Source organism: Enteractinococcus coprophilus (assembly GCF_006716305.1).
Classification (GTDB): domain Bacteria; phylum Actinomycetota; class Actinomycetes; order Actinomycetales; family Micrococcaceae; genus Yaniella; species Yaniella coprophila.
Window position 1 is genome coordinate 163,090 of sequence record NZ_VFOU01000001.1, and the last position, 16,069, is coordinate 179,158.

Sequence of the window (16,069 nt, forward strand, 5' to 3'; positions counted from 1 at the left end):
GCAATGCGACGGGAGGAGTCGGTTGTTGCTAGTAGGAGAAGAGCCAGTGATTCGGCTCGTTTTTGCGCAGCATACTGTCGAGAAGACCGGTGACCTGACGAAGCTCATCCGGTGATAGCGACTGCAACACACGAGTTTCTACTGATTGACGGTAAATCTCACGGGTTCTATCAACGAGCTTTCTGCCTTCTGCGGTAAGTTCAGCCACCGTGACCCGTTTGTCCTCTTCAGATAGTTGGCGGGTCAGTAATCGACGCCCTTCCAGTTTCCGTGCGACATGCGAGAGTCGAGACAACGATGAGTTACACCTAGTTGACAACTGAGTCATGCTCATGGCCCCGTCGACTGATGAGAGATGTTCGAGCACCTGGTATTCGAAGAAGCTGAGTCTTCCAGCTCTTTGGAGGTCGCGTTCCAGTTCAGGCAGAACACCCATATAGACCGCGACGACTCGATGCCAGAACCCTAACTCCTCTGAGGTCCAAAGTGCGTCGTTGTATTCTCGTGCATCAATGTCATGTGATGTAGTCAAAACCATGTCCCTTCTAGCTGTCTTCGAAAACTTCCGTCAGCAAGCGCCTGAAGGTCAACATGTTCGCTACGTTCAAGGCACTCATTGTCGTAAGCATCCGAATATTGGAAAGCTTCGCCATGATGGTTGCAGCACTCCGATCAATGATTGCCTTCACGTTAATGTTAAATTTCCATCTTTTGGCGTTTTCGGGTCGACATCATCCTCAAAATCACCCGGCCCCCACTAAGCCCACCTCCGTCGCAATCGGTTCATCACAATTAGGACACCACCGACGGCTATTGTCCCGAGTGCTACAAGGATGTTCCGTGTTTGATGTGCTCCGGTTTCGGCGAGTTCTTCAGTAGATGCTTGGTGAGCCTGGACCGTTTCTTCAGTCTCGATGGTGTCAGCTAGCGTTTGGTTCGGCGCTGGTGTGTGCTCGGCGCTTTCGAGGGTAACGGTGGTTGATACTGCCTGACTGGTTTGTTGTTCTTGGGTGGGGTTAGCAATGACTGCTCCCGCGGCTGAGGTCATTTCTTCGTCAGCAGGACGCTCTTCGGCATTATCAGAAATTTCTTCTTCCACGGGCTCTTCCAAGGGCGGTTCAGTCAGTTCAGGTTTCTCCCAATGCAGCGCTAGTTCAGTGGTGGCGATATTGGAAATTTGGTCTGCCACCACAATGGTTTGAAACCGGCGGTCAGGTGCAGGCTCGGGAATAATCAAACGGCCCGTATAGCCGTATTCGGTGGATTCGGCAGCTAACTGCACGCCGCCTGATGCTGTATCAGCGGGCACAAGCACCCACAGTTCCGGAACTGTCACGGGCTCGGTCGCATCGATGATTTGTCCTTGCGCATCTAATAGTGTGACATCTTCTGGTGATACGGCAGGATTCGTGGTTTCAAGGTGCAAGCTGACGTTCTCTGATGAACTTGTGACAGCCACTGGCCCTAGAATGTGGTCGTCATCGTCGATTTTGGCTTCCAGTACAGGACCGGGCACACTGACTTCGGCGCCGCTGGCATCGTGCAGCGTGACACTGGCTTGAACTTCTTGTTCCGTTAGCCCGGTGTTCTGATCCCCGGTGAGATAATCGAAAACATTTTGGACGTTCGGAGCAGCGGTAGCAGTCAAACTTGCAGCATCATCAGGAGCCGGCTCAACAGTAAGAACCCCATCGGAGACGAAATCATCTGTGTAGAACCAGATGGCGGCCTGTGTTGCGGCGATTGCTTCCGCTTCGGTGAGGCTGGTGGACGCTGTTCGTGCTGCCAGCTCGTCTATGGCAAGCGCTGGATACGAATTATGCAAAATCCATGCAACGGCTTCCCGAACCTGTGGACTGGTCTTGAAGTGATTATCTCCAGTGAAACCATCCCAGCTGGTAACAGCTGCTTGATGGCCAGGCTGCGCAGCGCGAACCCAGTATTCAATACAGTAGGCAAGAATAGTTTCCTCATCGACCGTCACGGATCGAAGAGTCGGCGCTACACCGTTGACGGTCAGACCCCGCTGATATTCTTGTTCCGGACCCATCACAGCACTGACTTCGTGCTCGATCTCTACAGCGTGGCTGGCGTAAGCAGGTGCTGTCCCCAGCAATGCTGTTGCACCTAGGGTGACGGCGGCTAGAGACGCCAAAAGGGTGTGATTCAACGTGTCTCCTCAACTCAGTTGGACTGCCGTATGCAGTCTGATGTGAGTCCGAGACTATGCAACCTATGCGATGAACACGCCCGGAACCGGTATCAACTGTGGATAACTCGACGACGACGTTGCCCGGTTGCGTAGAGCGCTATGATCCAATGCTCGCGGCTGCCTGTTCGGCCAATTGCCGGCTGCGAGCGCGATGGTCAATGCCGGCGAAGACCAGCGCGACCACCGAGAACATTATGAGCACTACCATCGCCATTTGGAATGCGTACGCGTAGGTGGCAACACTCGATGGGTTGGTGGGGTCGGGCAGACCGGAGGCGTCACGCGGAACGGCTACGACTAATGAGTAGAAGATTGCGGAACCCACAGCTATGCCAATCGCGTTGCCAAGTCGTTGTCCGACTTGTTGGAAGGATCCTGCAACGCCACCCTGGGTGACCGGCACGTCCATGAGTGTGCGCATCTGGTTTGCGGCCATAATAAAACCCGGTCCAACGCCAGCGATAGCTAACACGATGGCCATAGCGAGTGGGTTATGTTCCGGCGGGACCACCGCTGCCACGATCACCAGTCCGATCAGTGCGGCGATAAAGATCATGAAACCCCAGATAATCAGGCCGGTCGCATGCCGGTAGGTATATTTGCCAACAACAGCGGCCACAATGGCGGATACAACAGCGTAGGGCACGGTGATCAGTCCGACCACCACTGGATCATGGCCGAGTCCTTGTTGGTTGAAGAGCGTCATGACTAAAAACATCGCAGGCATCGCTGCAAAAAACAGCGTGGTGATGATGACGCCGTTACGGTAAGACGACAACGTAAACAGGGTGAAATCCAAAACGGGACTTTTTCCTGCAGCCCGATAGCGGTTTTCCCACCGCACGAATAAATAGGCGGTCACAGCTCCCAGGCCCAATAACGCCCAGCGAGCCGGGTGGTCACCAGATCCTGTCGTCAACACAAACGGCAACATGACACATAAGACGCTGACAGCCATCAGCAGGACGCCCACGATATCAAGATCGGCGCGTCCTTCACGGGGTTGTGCGGCCGGAATGAGCCATAGTGCTAGCGGAATGACAAGCAGCACTAATGGGACATTCATTCCGAAAGTCCAACGCCAGCCAAGCTCAGAACCCAAGCCACCGAGGAAGAGCCCGCCGATGGTTGGCCCAAACGCCGTCCCTAACCCAATGGCAGCTCCGAGGATACCAAAAGCCTGCCCTCGGGCTTGTCCTTGAAATATCGTCTGGATCATGCCCAACACTTGGGGCATGAGGATGCCAGCGGCGATTCCTTGCAGAATGCGAGCTATGACCAACAGGCTGGCAGTCGGAGCTAAAGCTGCCCCGAGTGACGCGACGGCGAAAATAACCAGCCCTATCATAAACATCGCTTTGCGATTCCACTGGTCCCCGAGTCGCCCCGAGGGCACCAGCGCGATACCAAACGCCAAGACATAGCCGGCAACAACCAGCCCTGTTTGAGCGGGTGTTGCCTGCAGTGTTTCCTCTAGCGGAGTCAATACGACATTGACTTTGACCACGTCAAGGATGGTTAATACCGCCACGGAGACGGTGACGGCAAAAGCGATCCACGGGGAACGGACCTCGGATTGTTGTTGGTCAGTCACAACGACAGGCTAGCCTATCGGGCTAATTTTAGGGTATGACACTGACGACCCACCAGCGCTGTGATAGTGACCCAGCGGAGGCTTGATTCTGAGGCTAGCGGCTGCGAGAACAAAGCCTTGCGGCTACAGTAGCAATCCGAGGCCCCCGCCCAGGGCGCACCCAGCTCAATGGAAGGTCACGATGACAGTTCACCAGGATGCGCCATGCCCCTGTGGCACAACAGCCCGCTTCAAGGACTGTTGTGCACCGTTGCTCAACGGTGCAGCGTTCCCCAAGACTGCCGAGGCACTTATGCGCTCGCGCTACACGGCATTCGTCATCGGCGACGACGCCTATCTCGCAGCCAGTTGGCACTCCGCGACGCGTCCCGCCGACCCATCGGCGCCGCAAGGTATCGACTGGCGACGGCTGCGCATTCGTGACACCGTTGCTGGCGGCCCGGATGATGAAACCGGCGAGGTCGAGTTCGTCGCGCATTTTCGCACGGTCGACGGCGCCCGGGATTTCCTGCATGAACGTTCCCGGTTTGCTCGCGAAAACGATCGCTGGGTCTACGTTGACGGGGAGCTTTTCTAACCGGTCACCTTTACAATGGCTTCATGAGCAATGTGCATGTAATAGGTACCGGCGGCACTATCGCGTCGCGGGCTGACGTCGGTGGTTCCGTCGTGGCAGACTCGGCAGGCGATGTCCTGGATGCCACGGGCTTGGACACCAACGTCACCACCGACGATGTGTTGCACATTAACTCATTTCATCTCACGTTTGCCGATCTACTCAAAATCCGGGCCGCCGTCGCGGAAGCTCTTGATGATCCGCAGATCGACGGGATTGTCCTGACTCATGGAACCGACACAATGGAAGAAACTGCATTCTTTTTGTCCCTGTTCCACGATTCCGAGAAACCGGTCGTGCTGACCGGCGCTCAACGTGCCGCCGATTTACCCAACACTGATGGCCCAGAAAACCTCCGCCAGGCCGTGTTGGCCGCGGGGTCTGCCACGCTGCGCGGTGCCGGCGTCGTCGTTGGATTTGATGCGCAATTTCATGCGGCCCGTCGCACTCGCAAACAACACACGCTGGCAACATCGGCCTTTTCCGGTGGCACCCTGATCGCTGAGTTCTATCACCACGAGCTCACCCGCCTGGCGGCACCGGTGTCCTATCCGGTGCTTCAGGAGCCAACAGAACGCTTCGGGCAGCTTAACATCCCGGTCATTGATGCAGCGCCTGGCACGGATGCAGCCTTATTTTATGCGGCGTTGGAACACGGGGTTGATGGGCTGGTACTGCAAGGCGTGGGTGCTGGCAATGCCCCACCGGCATTTACCGACGCCGTAGAAACCGCCGTGGCTGACGGGATTCCGGTAGTGCTTTCGACCCGGGTGCCGGCCGGCCCGGTAGCACCCATTTATGGTAACGGCGGGGCGGTCACGCTGTTGGATGCGGGTGCCATGAGCGCGCATCAGCTCAACACGTATCAGGCGCGCATCCTGTTGGCCGTGTTAGTTTCCCACTCCCTACCAGAGCAGTCGCTGCGCACTATGTTCGCTGACCAAACTCGCTAAGGAGTACGATGAATACCGCTCAACAACAGCTCAAAATCACCGATCATCTGAAAGCTTTGGCCGTGACGAATAAACCGGTCGTGCTGGTCACAGGTGCTACCGGTGGCATTGGTCAGGCGATCGTCGAAGAACTCGTAGGCGACTACGCTATTGTCGCGCAGGGCCGCGATGAGGTTCGCTTGTTGACCCTGTCCCGGTTGGGTGAAGAGATTTATCCGGTGCAATGCGATCTGGTCGACACCGAAGAGTTTGCAACCACGTTTGGAATGTTACCCCGCGTCGATGCGCTGCTCAATGTTGCGGCCATCGCGCCCCGATTCGCTTTCGACGACGCCAATGCGGCCGTGTGGTCAGAGGTCATGCACCTCAACGTCACTGTGCCCTCTGAATTGACTCGCACGCTGTTGCCCCAGTTGCAAGAAGCCACCGGAACCGTGGTGTTTTTAGGGTCGGGAGCCTCGCGGACGACGTCGCCAAATAATGTGGTCTATGCGGCGTCGAAACACGCTCTGCAGGCCCTGGCCGATGGGGTCCGGATGCGGACGGAGGCTGACCGGATCCGGGTAGCAACCGTTGCGCCGGGATATGTTGATACGCAGATGATTGCCTGGGACGACAACTATCCGTTGCTGCTCCCCGAAACCCTAATCAAGCCCTCGACTGTTGCTCGGACCATCCGGCACGTGATCGAAGCCCCCTCGGATACCCAGATCACTGAGGTGTGGATTCGACCACGTACCGAAGCCTAACGGGTTCGGTAGACAGCGTTAGGCGTACAGCGGGTTCGTGGCCGGGTCGACGCCTTCACCCTCACGTACCGGGCCGGGGGCAGTGCCGTCACCAAATGGTGAACCGCCCAAGTCCTGGCGTCCGTGCTCGGTGAGCCATTCGGCCAGTACGGGACCCTTGGGCACAATGCCGGAAGGGTTAATGTCGCGGTGGACGATGTAGTAGTGGTCTTTGACCTGTTGGAAGTCCACGGTGTCCCCGAAGCCCGGGGTTTGGAACAGATCACGCGCGTAGGCCCATAATGCCGAGAATTCGATGAGCTTATTGCGGTTGCACTTGAAATGTCCGTGGTAGGCGGGATCAAAACGTACCAGGGTCGTGAACAGGCGGACGTCGGCCTCGGTGATGTGTTCACCCATCAGATACCGTCGGGTCGTTAGGCGCTCTTCCAGCCAGTCCATCGCGGTAAATAACCGCTCGTAGGCATCCTCGTAGGCTTCCTGGGAGCCGGCGAAGCCCGCACGGTAGACGCCGTTGTTGACCTCGGTGAAGATGCGTTTGATGATGTCAAACATCTCATCAAGGTGTTCTTCGGGCAGTAAGTTTGGAGCGCCGTCACGATGGAATGCGGTCCACTCGGTAGAGAAATCCAGGGTGATCTGCGGGTAGTCGTTGGTCACCACGCCCCCGGTTGGGATGTCCACGATCGCCGGTACGGTGATGCCACGTGGGTAATCTGGGAAGCGTTTGAAATAGTTTTCCTGCAGCCGATGGGTACCCAGCACCGGGTCAACGCCGTCAGGATCCAAATCAAAAGTCCAGGAGTTCGCGTCGTGGGTGGGGCCCGGAGTGCCAAGCGAGATGGCGTCTTCCAATCCCAATAGACGACGCACGATAATCGTCCGGTTCGCCCACGGGCACGCGCGGGCCGCCACCAAGCGGTACCGGCCGGCCTCGACCGGCCAGGCTTCAGCATCTTTGGTCAGACCGGTGGTCAAGGTACCGATCGTATTGTATTCATAGGGGTCGGCGTCCCGGTGTGCTTCAGGGTCGGCGACGATGCGATCATTAATGTAGTTTGTGTCGCGAGTAAATGGTTTGCCGGGTGTGGAGTATCCAGTATTGGTCGAAGAGTCCATAGACTTCACCATATGAGTTCTTCCAGCATTGTGGCTAGTAGCCTGTTCACAACCCGAATTACCCAGGACAATCCTTCCGGGATGACCTTGAGCGGCACGAACACGTATGTCATCGCGGCGCCCGGGGCCGACACGGCGGTGATCGTGGACCCGGGGTATGCTACCGGCGCCACCGCCCACGCTGACGCGGTCAGCAAAGTGTTGGGTGATCGCACGGTCGAAACCATCCTGATCACCCATCATCATCTCGACCACACGGGGGCCTTGCCCACCTTTATTGAACGCTTTGATGCGCCGGTGCGGGCAGTCGATGAGCAGTGGTGCCGCAATGCGCCGCCCTTGATCGGCGGGGAGGTCCTCACCGGCGGCGGCACTCGGATCCGCGTGGTCGCAACCCCCGGCCACACTTCCGACTCAGTATCCTTCTTCCTGCCCGAAGATCATGCGCCACCGCACCCGGGCGGGACCGTCCTGACCGGGGATACGATTCTGGGTGAAGGCACCACCATGCTGGATTACCCAGACGGTACACTCCACGATTATCTGAAGTCCTTGGACACCCTAGCGGGGCTGGAAGGTGCCGGACGTCAGGTGGCCATCCTGCCGGCCCACGGCCCAACTCTTGCCTCAGTGGCTCGCACTGCCGAGGAGTATCGTACGCACCGGTTAGAACGTGTGGACCAGGTACGCGAACTCATCCGAGATTTGCCACCCATTTTGACGCCGGTGGATTGGGAGTCGGTCGTCGTGCGTGATGTATCGATGCGGCTCTACCCCAACCTGCCCGATGTGGTTCGCGGACCAGCCATGAAAACCTTGGCTGCAACCCTGGACTATTTGCTTGCTAGCCCGAAGGATTAAGTCATGACCATTATTGTGGGATACACCGAGTCAGAACCATCACGAGCAGCCCTAGACTTCGGGCTTGACCTCGCCGAGAAACTGTCCATGAGCGTCGTCGTCGTCAATGCCGGCCCCGGAGCAGAACGACGCTCGGAGTCAGAGCTCACGCAAGCCCAAACCGAACAGCTAGAACAGTATCTGGCCCGATTCAGCGTGCCAACGGAACTGCGGAAATACTCGCGCGGCCGCTCCACCACTGATGAGTTTAAAGACGTCGTCGCCGAGCTGCACCCCTATGCGGTGATCATTGGGACCGCAAAACGCACCGGATTTTCCAAGTTCATGATGGGTTCCGTTGCCGATGAACTGCTGCGCGAACTGCCGGTTCCGGTCGTTTCAGTTAAAGTCCCCGAGACTGCCGTCACGAAACAGGCCAAGCACGAAGAGGATTAGATATGGAACTGGTTGTCCAACGCGGTGACATCACCACCGTCGAGGTTGATGCGATCGTCAATGCCGCCAATTCCACATTATTAGGCGGTGGTGGCGTCGACGGTGCGATTCATCGAGCCGGCGGACCTGAGATCCTGGAAGCAACCAAAGCGTTACGGGCTACTGAGCTGCCCGATGGTCTGCCAACCGGTGACGCCGTGGCGACCACAGCCGGTAAACTGCCCGCTCGCTGGGTCATTCACACCGTGGGACCGGTCTATGCAAAGTCCAAGGACCGGCGCCACCTGCTGATCAGCTGCTATCGGCGCTCACTGGAAGTCGCTGATGAGCTGGGCGCCACATCGGTCGCGTTCCCCACCATCTCAGCCGGCGTCTATGGTTGGCCGCACGACGACGCCGTGGCCGTTGCGGTGGACACCGTACGCTCCATGGCGTCTAAAATTTCGGTTGCCACAGTAGTGTTCGTGCCGTTCTCGGAAGACATGGAACAGCTCTACAACGCCCACCTGGCTAAGTAGGGTGGCTAGTCGTCACGACGGCGGCGGTCGTCGTCCTCGGCACCTTCCTGGTCGTCGTCATCACGGCGACCTTGGTCTACGACTTCGAGCTCGCTGGTGTTCTGCGCACGACTGCGGTAGGCCTCTTCGCCGGGGCCTGCCATATCCGCGCTGCGTTCAATCGCAGAAACCGAGCCGGTGTACATCGTCCCATCTTCGGACGGTTTGGTCAGCGGCACCGATGAGGTATCCGGACCGGTCGGGACTAACTCGTCGTCCTGTTCCTGTTGGCGACGGGTTATCGTAGGAATCGTCCCGATCTCAACCGGTGGTTCAGTACTGTAGCGCTGCGCCTTGTCATGATCGAAGCTTGGCACCGAGTTCATATCCCAGCGACTGCTGCGATGGGCGGGCTCCTTGGCGCGCTTGCGCTGAGCAGGTTCGCGCTCGGGTTGCTGCTCGGGTGTCTCAACGCGGGGTTCTGGCGGGGCTTGTTCGATCCGCATCACGTTCATCGCATACGGGTGCTCTTCGGAAATGAACTTGATGAAGTCCTCGCGCACCAGGCACTGCAGGTCCCACAACTCTCCGGCGTTGCGTGCTGACACCGCCACGCGCAGGGTTGCCCGATCATTGGCAATGTCTAAGACCTGGATCTTGGCGTCACGTCCATCCCACAGATCCGAGGACTCTACCAGCGCACGCAGGCGGGCGCGCAGCGCATCTACCGGCACGCGCCAGTCAACTTGGAAATCGATTCCGGCGGAAATCTCGGTCCCAACGCGCGTGTAGTTCTCAAACGGAGTGGTGGTGAAATACGACGACGGATAAATAATGCGCCGGCCGTCCCAAATTTTCAGTACAACATACGACATCGTGATGTCTTCGATGGTCCCGTAGTAATCGTCCATCACGACGACGTCGCCCACGCGGATCGCGTCGGTGAAAGCCAGCTGCATTCCGGCAAAAACGTTCGTCAGCGTGGTTTGCACGGCCAGAGCGGCGACCACTGAAATTAAACCGGCCGAGGCCAACAGACCGGCGCCCAGAGCGCGTACCTGCGGAATGGCCAGCAGGATTGCAGCGATAGCGATCACAATAATGATGGCGTGCAGGACGCGTTTAATGAGTTGCATCTGAGTTTTGATGCGACGACCGCGTCGATCTTCGGTGGTGACTTCGTCATAGCGCACCTCAACACGCCGCTCAATGACGTTGACGAGGCGCAGTGCTAACCAGGCAAAACCTGAGGCCGTACCGATCAGCAGTATGAAGGCCAAGAGGTCATACATCGCGATGTCGCGGCCGGACAGTTCCAGGCCGATGCGGGCACCGAGGAAAGCCATCGCCGTGAAGGCGGGCACCAGAAGAATTTTCAGATGGGATAAAAAGCGTTTGCGCGATCGTAGGAGAAAACGAGCGACGAGAGCGACCGCTGCGGTAACGAGCAGCCCTATGAGTACCCCGACGGCGATATTGAGCGAGACACCAAACAGCGGGCCTAGTGATTCGATATTTTCTAGTGCCGAGTTCTGCACATCCTCGGGGACGGCTTCTTCCATATTCGGCAGTGAAGGCACCTCGGTCGGCTCAGCCGGGGCCTCTTCAGTTTCGTGACGCAACATAGGCACCATCCTCTCAGCGCGATCTGAACTAAACCTGAAAACGGCTACACTAACAGTCATGCTTCACATCACCGATTTGCGCAACACAACCTATGATCCAGCAACCGTGATGCCGCGGGCAAAACTTGAAGTTGCTGATGCCTCAGCCATCGTGCAACCCATCATTGACAAGGTCAAAGCCGGTGGTGCCGAAGCAGTGTTGGAACTGACCGAACAGTTCGACCGCGTCCGTCCTGAAAGCCTGCGAGTACCGAGTTCCGCACTCGACCAAGCCCTAACCGAACTCGACGACGATGTTCGCGCAGCGCTAGAAGAATCCATCCGTCGTGCGCGTGCTGTCCACGCCGCGCAGGTGCCAACCGATACTGTTGTCCCACTCGGTGACGGTGCAGCAGTAGAAAACCACTGGGTTCCGATCCAGCGAGTGGGCTTGTACGTGCCCGGCGGACGAGCCGTGTATCCGTCGTCGGTCATCATGAATGTGGTGCCAGCTCAAGCCGCCGGCGTGCCGGGCATTGTCGTCACGTCTCCCCCACAAGCCAACTTCAACGGTCTGCCACACCCCACGATCTTGGCCGCCTGCAAGCTGCTTGGCATCAACGAAGTGTATGCAACCGGTGGTGCACAGGCCGTTGCTATGTTGGCACTGGGTGTGGAGGATGCTGCAGGCAACCCGGTCTGTGCGCCGGTAGATCTGATTACCGGTCCCGGCAACGTGTATGTTGCTGCGGCAAAACAGGCATTCTTCGGTCAAGTCGGCATTGATGCGGTTGCCGGCCCCTCCGAAATCCTCGTCTTAGCCGATGAGACTGCGAACCCAGCCTGGGTCGCTGCCGATCTCATCTCCCAGTCGGAACACGATCCGCTAGCAGCCTCGGTGCTCGTGACCACCTCGATGGACTTCGCAGAGTCCGTGGTGGCAGAAATCGAGGCGCAAGTTCCTGGTGCAGTGTTAGAAGGTCAGATCCGTGAAGCCCTGACCGGACAACAGTCGGGTGCCCTGGTTGTGACCACAATGGAGGAAGCCATTGAGGTCACCAACGCGATTGCAACCGAGCACCTGGAAATTCAAACCGCAGACAATGAAGCCGTTCTCGCAAAGATCACCCACGCTGGCGCGATCTTCATGGGACCCTACGCGCCGGTTCCACTCGGTGATTACTCTGCTGGTTCCAATCACGTTTTACCTACCTCCGGGACCGCCCGGTTTTCATCGGGTCTCAATACCGTGTCGTTTCTCCGGTTGCAACAACGCATTCGCTATGACAAGGACGGCCTGCAGCCACTTGCTGACGGCATCCAAGCGCTTGCCGCTTCCGAAGGACTTCATGCCCATGCCACGGCCATCGCGCAACGATTTAACGGAATGTGACAAACTGCACTGCCGTGGCAGGTCAAAATAGGTTAGTCTGTTTTGCAGAATCACGAGTTCTTACCGCACCGTAGCCCTGGCTGGTAAGACGGCAACCCTCCCACGTTGTAGTGGGGTGCCCCAGGTGATGATTCGGCCTCACGGAACACCCCGTGTCGGGCAAGTACAGCGTTCGAGCGCATATTCGGGCGCAAAACTTTGAAGGCATGATTGTGACAACTACTTTGCAAGTCCACCACCTGCAGACCACCACCCAACTGTCCAACGACCTATCGCCACTGTCGCTCCGCGGCGCCTTCGGCCAGTTCCCCTCGGGCGTCGCAGCACTCGCCGCCTACACCCAAGACGGTGTAGCACAAGGCATGGTCGCTTCGTCATTCACCGTCGGTGTTTCCTTAGAGCCACCCTTAGTCTCAGTGGCTGTGCAAAACACTTCCACCACCTGGCCCGTGCTGCGTGAAACTAATCGCATCGGTATTTCAATTCTGGGTGAAGGTCAGGGCACGATTGCCCGGCAGATGGCCGCCAAGGGTGCCGATCGTTTCGAGGGTCTCAACCTGGAGACCAACAACGATGCGATCTTCGTTGCTGAATCCGCGCTGTGGCTAGAGACCTCAATCTACGGTGAATTCCCAGCAGGCGACCACGTAGTGGCCCTGCTCGAAGTGCACAATATCGCCGATTTCACTGACGTTCACGAACCATTGGTATTCCATAAATCCCAGTTCCGTAACGTCCGCGATCACTAACAACCGCGCTCATGGATTTTGTTCGCGTAGACGTCTGGTTGCACGCGGTTCGGCTGTTCAAAACCCGTTCCGCTGCCAACACTGCGGTCAAAGGTGGCAAAATCAAAATCGACGGCGACCCGGTCAAGCCCTCCCACAAACTACGGGTTGGTCAGACTGTGACGTTTCGAGAGCCCGGACGCGAACGCATTATCGAAGTCACCGGCCTGCTAGATAAACGTGTTGGCCACCCGATTGCCATAAAGCAGTACAAGGATCATTCGCCAGAGCCCGTCGCTCGCCATCTGCTGGCGGTTCCACGGCGTGAACGCGGTGCAGGTCGACCAACGAAGAAACAACGCCGGGAGCTCGATCGCCTGCGTGGTTATACTAACCGTTAGATACACAGGAACCTCCCAGCAAACGTTCGGACAACTTCAAACAAGTTTCCTTAGACTATAGATACCTCTTCAAGGTGCGAGTGATGTTGTAAAGATCCCGCCGCCCGATGATCCCCTTTCATCAGGCGGCGGGATTTTTCATCGTATTTAATGAAGACCCGGGAGCGCCATCCACATACTTTTAGATCATGCGTCTTGATATCGTTCCGCAGAGTTTTATAAAACGGGCTTTTCCAGTAGCCTAAAATCTGGTGTCAAATACCTCGAAACGACACCCTCCCCGCTCAGATAAGGAACGCGAGCTGCCTTATGTCTCATCGACTATCGGGAACCGTCAAGTGGTTCAACGTCGGACAAGGATACGGCTTTATCTCCACAGACCAGCTCGTCGAATGCAGTGTCACCGAGTCGGACCGAGGCCTCATCGCCCAGAAGGTGACACCATTGGCATGAACTTTCTCGCGCGCTTAGGAGTCGGACTCATCACAGGTCTAGTGTCCTACGGTCTGGTCCCTGCTGCCTACGCCGTAGCCACTCCCATGACTCATCCCAATGGGGTAACGACATCAGCGGCCAGCCAGACTGTGTCTCCCAGTCCGCCGGTCGATACAGCGGCTCGCTCGTTGGCAATGTCATGCCAAGTGGATGTGACGAGTACTCAACTGACCATTGACTTCTCCCCTGAGCCCCCGTTCGATGAGCTCACTGTGAAAGTTAACGGTCAACTCGTTGATCCGCAGACTATTCACGACAGCTCGATAGTCATCGAGCGGCCAGACTCCGGGAGCACTGTCGGCATAGAGCTATGGCAAAATGCTTCGTTGACTGGGGAATGTATCGAGACGGCACCGTCCACCACGGCAGAACCTACCCCACCGGAACCCACGCCCACTGAAACTATCGAACCGACGACTCCGTCCAGCCCGACTGAGCCTGAGACAACGCCGACTTCGGGCCGTCCGACGCCAGGTCCCTCCCAGACATCTCCGGGTCTTACACCGACACCGACAGCACCATCGAAGCCAACAGTCACAGCCCCAGGCTCGTCGTCCGCGGCACCCAGTAGACCAGCCAGTAGCCCACCAATGTCTACCACGCCATCGTTGCTGCCATCGGGGACGACTCAGCAACAGGAATCAACCACGCAGCGTCGGCCCTCCGGCCAGATTGGGCCGCGCATTATTCGGCAGTTCTCTCACGATCCGCGTCATCTCTTGCCGCAATTATTAGGCATTGATGTACAGCCTGGCTCGGGGCTCATCATGCTTCAACCGCGCAGCGCTGACCAAGGGCCACCAGATTTAGAAACGCTTCCCCCGGTCTCTGAAGAGGAACTCGAGGCAATCAAGGCACGACTGAGTTCACCTGACAGGGCTGACCGGCCGCCAGCCGATCACCTCGCGTCAGCTGATGAGCGGATATCCAATCGCACATCCAATGCGCTCGTACCCAGCCTGATCGCTGCTCTGTGTCTGGGCCTAGCGATTTTCTGGTTGCTGAAACGCCGCCGACACAATCTCTAACGAGGTGACACATTCGGGCCGGTGCGCTTATTGATTAACCGTTCGGCGCCCGATATTCCCAAGACAGCACACGCGAACCAAATCCCGCCGGCCGGACCGACGGGGCCTGTCACCAGGCTGGCGACAATCGGCAGTGTGACCTGACCGATACGGTTGCCCATCAGCCGCAACGCTAATGCTGTGCCGCGCCACGAGCGTGGGACCGCTTGGGAGATCAACGTCATCGTCATCGGCTGGCCTACCCCTAGGGTGAAGCCCCCGATGGTCATGCACACAAACGCACTTGCAATCCCCACCGGACCGAAGCCCAACACGGCGGGCACTACAGCAATAGCTACTGCGGAAACCAGGAGTGCCACCAGGACCAGGGTGTTGCGAGAAAACCGCGCGGATAACGGACGGATGAATATTCTGGACAACACTGATGTGGCGCCGCGCGTAGCCAAGAGCGCTCCGATGACCAAGGGCGATACTCCAACAGACTCACCCACCAGCGGCATGAAGGCCACCAAAATATCCAAAATCGCAAGCAACGCCAGCGCGGCTAGCATATGCGACGCAATACCGGGAAGCCGCAGAATATTAAGTGCCGAGGGTTTCATACCCGGCTCCACGGTCACTAAGTCCTGTGTCGCAGTGGTCGGAGGCGGCTGCGTAGAGCGCAGAACATACAAGACCGGCACCGCGACAATCGAAGTGATCGCACCGATCCACAGGGCCAGATCGATACTGAACGACAAATCCCCGCCGCCGGCCTGTGCCTCAGCTAAGGAACTCCCGCCCAATAACACCCCCGACAGAAGCGGGCCAAGCATCTGCCCGACAGAAAATGACGCCGTAAACCAGCCAAAGTTCGCGTCCATCTGCGTGGCTCGCGAACGTCTGGCGACCATGCTTTGACCGCCAATCGTAAACATCAGATGTCCCACACCAAGGACCGCAGACGCGATCATTAGGTGAATCACATTATTCGTGAGTGCAAGATAGGCGGCACCGGTCGCTAAAATGAGCACCCCCAGTGCCACAAAATTCCGAGGTGAGCGCAGCCGCGCCTGTAACCGCCCAAACGGTAATGCAACAAATAGCGGTAACAGGGCGTAGGCCGCAGTTGCGATGCCGATCTCTGTTTCGCCCCAGCCAAGCAAAATGAGCTTATAGCTAGTCACCGGCCGAACCAGGTTTGCGGTCGTCTGCGTCAACACGCCGGCGGTCACCATCAGCCATAACCAACCCGGCAGCGGGGTCGTGGAGCGTTTCTTCATAGGTCGCGAACAAGTTTCCTTTTTACATAACCGCGGCCTGAACCGAGGGGCGATATTCTTGGACAAGAATACCAAGCGTTTCAACGTTAGCGCTGTCAGATATACAGCGGAGCCGACTAGAT

General features: G+C 57.5%; 17 protein-coding genes and 1 riboswitch. Of the genes, 10 read left to right on the forward strand and 7 right to left on the reverse strand.

Annotated elements, in window-relative coordinates:
- Positions 1-28 precede the first annotated feature (28 nt).
- The 3 genes from FB556_RS00800 to FB556_RS00810 form a co-directional block, all read right to left on the reverse strand.
- Positions 29-532, reverse strand: coding sequence for a MarR family winged helix-turn-helix transcriptional regulator (locus FB556_RS00800; protein WP_170200308.1), 504 nt, complete (start codon positions 530-532; stop codon positions 29-31).
- A 225-nt stretch (positions 533-757) separates the two neighbouring features.
- Positions 758-2,170, reverse strand: a complete 1,413-nt coding sequence (locus FB556_RS00805; protein ID WP_141863861.1) for a thioester domain-containing protein — start codon at positions 2,168-2,170, stop codon at positions 758-760.
- A 139-nt stretch (positions 2,171-2,309) separates the two neighbouring features.
- Entirely contained in the window at positions 2,310-3,806 is a 1,497-nt protein-coding gene (locus FB556_RS00810; protein WP_141863863.1) for an MFS transporter, read from the reverse strand.
- A 181-nt stretch (positions 3,807-3,987) separates the two neighbouring features.
- Here FB556_RS00810 and FB556_RS00815 point away from each other — a divergent pair, with 181 nt between their 5' ends.
- The 3 genes from FB556_RS00815 to FB556_RS00825 are packed head-to-tail and all read left to right on the forward strand — an operon-like array spanning position 3,988 to position 6,124.
- A complete protein-coding gene (locus FB556_RS00815; RefSeq protein WP_141863865.1) occupies positions 3,988-4,383 on the forward strand; it encodes a YchJ family protein in 396 nt (131 codons plus the stop codon).
- A 23-nt stretch (positions 4,384-4,406) separates the two neighbouring features.
- Complete coding sequence (locus tag FB556_RS00820; RefSeq protein ID WP_141863867.1) at positions 4,407-5,375, forward strand: asparaginase; 969 nt, start codon at positions 4,407-4,409, stop codon at positions 5,373-5,375.
- 8 nt (positions 5,376-5,383) lie between these two features.
- The gene (locus FB556_RS00825; RefSeq protein ID WP_141863869.1) at positions 5,384-6,124 is read left to right on the forward strand and encodes an SDR family NAD(P)-dependent oxidoreductase; all 741 of its coding nucleotides are present in this window, start codon (positions 5,384-5,386) and stop codon (positions 6,122-6,124) included.
- Positions 6,125-6,142: 18 nt separating this feature from the next.
- On the opposite strand, the gene FB556_RS00830 is transcribed toward FB556_RS00825, so the two are convergent.
- The gene (locus FB556_RS00830; protein ID WP_246057132.1) at positions 6,143-7,243 is read right to left on the reverse strand and encodes a glutathione S-transferase family protein; all 1,101 of its coding nucleotides are present in this window, start codon (positions 7,241-7,243) and stop codon (positions 6,143-6,145) included.
- Positions 7,244-7,255: 12 nt separating this feature from the next.
- Between FB556_RS00830 and FB556_RS00835 the strand changes: the two genes are divergently transcribed.
- From FB556_RS00835 to FB556_RS00845, 3 genes are read left to right on the forward strand one after another with little or no spacing between them, the layout of a single operon-like run.
- Positions 7,256-8,104, forward strand: coding sequence for an MBL fold metallo-hydrolase (locus FB556_RS00835; protein ID WP_141863873.1), 849 nt, complete (start codon positions 7,256-7,258; stop codon positions 8,102-8,104).
- 3 nt (positions 8,105-8,107) lie between these two features.
- Positions 8,108-8,539 carry a universal stress protein gene (locus FB556_RS00840; RefSeq protein ID WP_141863875.1) on the forward strand — a complete coding sequence of 144 codons (432 nt, stop codon included), beginning with the start codon at positions 8,108-8,110 and terminating at the stop codon, positions 8,537-8,539.
- 2 nt (positions 8,540-8,541) lie between these two features.
- Entirely contained in the window at positions 8,542-9,057 is a 516-nt protein-coding gene (locus FB556_RS00845) for an O-acetyl-ADP-ribose deacetylase (RefSeq protein ID WP_141863877.1), read from the forward strand.
- A 5-nt stretch (positions 9,058-9,062) separates the two neighbouring features.
- On the opposite strand, the gene FB556_RS00850 is transcribed toward FB556_RS00845, so the two are convergent.
- A complete protein-coding gene (locus FB556_RS00850; protein WP_170200309.1) occupies positions 9,063-10,661 on the reverse strand; it encodes a mechanosensitive ion channel domain-containing protein in 1,599 nt (532 codons plus the stop codon).
- Between the two features lie 58 nt (positions 10,662-10,719).
- Here FB556_RS00850 and hisD point away from each other — a divergent pair, with 58 nt between their 5' ends.
- The 3 genes from hisD (at position 10,720) to FB556_RS00865 (ending at position 13,162) form a co-directional block, all read left to right on the forward strand.
- Complete coding sequence (gene hisD, locus FB556_RS00855) at positions 10,720-12,033, forward strand: histidinol dehydrogenase (RefSeq protein ID WP_141863881.1); 1,314 nt, start codon at positions 10,720-10,722, stop codon at positions 12,031-12,033.
- A gap of 48 nt (positions 12,034-12,081) precedes the next feature.
- Positions 12,082-12,205: riboswitch (SAM riboswitch) on the forward strand.
- Positions 12,206-12,245: 40 nt separating this feature from the next.
- Positions 12,246-12,782: a flavin reductase family protein gene (locus FB556_RS00860; RefSeq protein WP_246057133.1), complete on the forward strand. Its 537-nt coding sequence runs from the start codon at positions 12,246-12,248 to the stop codon at positions 12,780-12,782.
- Between the two features lie 11 nt (positions 12,783-12,793).
- Positions 12,794-13,162: an RNA-binding S4 domain-containing protein gene (locus FB556_RS00865; protein ID WP_141863885.1), complete on the forward strand. Its 369-nt coding sequence runs from the start codon at positions 12,794-12,796 to the stop codon at positions 13,160-13,162.
- A 745-nt stretch (positions 13,163-13,907) separates the two neighbouring features.
- Here FB556_RS00865 and FB556_RS00875 read toward each other — a convergent pair.
- A complete protein-coding gene (locus FB556_RS00875) occupies positions 13,908-14,258 on the reverse strand; it encodes a hypothetical protein (RefSeq protein WP_141863889.1) in 351 nt (116 codons plus the stop codon).
- Here FB556_RS00875 and FB556_RS00880 point away from each other — a divergent pair.
- Complete coding sequence (locus FB556_RS00880; RefSeq protein ID WP_141863891.1) at positions 14,248-14,685, forward strand: hypothetical protein; 438 nt, start codon at positions 14,248-14,250, stop codon at positions 14,683-14,685. The two genes, FB556_RS00875 and FB556_RS00880, sit on opposite strands and share 11 nt — an antisense overlap.
- Here FB556_RS00880 and FB556_RS00885 read toward each other — a convergent pair.
- Entirely contained in the window at positions 14,682-15,947 is a 1,266-nt protein-coding gene (locus FB556_RS00885; RefSeq protein WP_141863893.1) for an MFS transporter, read from the reverse strand. The genes FB556_RS00880 and FB556_RS00885 overlap by 4 nt on opposite strands.
- Positions 15,948-16,069 lie beyond the last annotated feature (122 nt).